The organism is Mycobacterium sp. NGS33 (genome assembly GCF_059812885.1).
Map to the genome: position 1 here is coordinate 1 of NZ_JCALDN010000038.1, position 1,298 is coordinate 1,298.

At 62.8% G+C, this 1,298-nt stretch carries 1 protein-coding gene; it reads right to left on the reverse strand.

From position 1 onward, the window contains the following. Window positions 1-18: 18 nt before the first annotated feature. Entirely contained in the window at window positions 19-1,086 is a 1,068-nt protein-coding gene (locus AC5Y5B_RS25195) for an IS110 family RNA-guided transposase (protein WP_500007389.1), read from the reverse strand. Window positions 1,087-1,298 lie beyond the last annotated feature (212 nt).

Genomic DNA, 1,298 nt, shown 5'->3' on the forward strand with positions numbered 1-1,298 from the left:
TCATGGGTTTCTCCTATGTCAAGCGGCTGCCGGTTGGCAAGGCTGAATCTGGTTTTGGTGGTCGGTGTGGAGGCGGCTGAACACGAGGCGGGCCAGGCGGCGTTTGAGGCAGCGTAGGGCTTCGGGTTTGGAGTCGCCGGCGGCCAGCCGTTTGCGGTAGTAGGTCTGGCCCGCACCGTCGAGGCGGATTTGGGTGATCGCGATGCGGTGTAGGGCGGCGTTGAGTTGGCGATTTCCAGAGCGAGTCATGCGGACGCGGCCCGCGGTGTTACCTGACCACACTGGGATCGGCGCCACCCCAGAATGGCGAGCGAAGGCGGCCTCGCTCTTGAAACGAGTTACGCCAGCGCTTTCCCCAACGAGTTTGGCCGCAGTCAATTCCCCACAGCCCGGCATTGCTAGCAGGGTAGGCACCACGGCGCGGACGCGTTCGCCGATGCGCTTAGCCAATGCATCGATCTGTTCGGTGAGCCGGGTGATGTCGGCCAACTCCGCACACGCCAGTTCGGCAACCAGACCCGGGACTGTGATCAGCCACTCGCCTAGGATCTGGCGGTGTTTGGTTCGGTCCAGCGATGCAGCCTTGGGGGCCCGTTCGGGATCGAGTTCATGGACTCGCCAGCGCAGCCGGTTAATCGTCGCCGTGCGTTGTGCCACAAGGACTTCGCGGCGGTCAACTAACAACTTCAGCTCGCGCGATATCTCGTCATGAGAAGCAATCGGCAGATCAGGTTCACGCAGAAAGCCGCGCGCGACTGCCAGTGCATCGATGGGGTCAGACTTACCGCGCGTGCGTGCTGAGGCACGGCTCTGAGCCATCAGCTTCGGTGGGATGCGCACGACCTGCTGGCCTGCGGTGAGAAGGTCGCGTTCTAACCGGGCTGATAGGTGCCGGCAATCCTCGATCGCCCACACCAGCGGGGCATCGAAGCATTCCCGGGCCCACATCACCGCTTCAGCATGACCTGGTGTGGTCGCCTTGACGATCTTCTCCCCGAGCTTGCGCCCCACCTCGTCGACGGCGACAAAGGTGTGCGTGCGCTTGTGTACATCGGCTCCAACAACAACCATGGTGGTTGCCTCCATTCACTGTGAGGTGACGGTTGGGCCGGTCGGCGGACACATCTCAGTCGGGGGCGATGCCACGCTCCTATCAAGTCACGCCGGCCGGTCCTTCACACCTGATGCCGACAAAACGCATGGACGCCAACCCGAAGACGGCACTCACCGTAAGAGCCAGGCACCAGGTGATCAGGATCCAACCACCGCAACAAGCGGCGACCTCACCCTGACACTGA

Bases quoted from the DNA above. Each gene is read 5' to 3' on its own strand.
- AC5Y5B_RS25195 (WP_500007389.1), bottom strand. From the start codon at position 1,086: ATGGAGGCAACCACCATGGTTGTTGTTGGAGCCGATGTACACAAGCGC.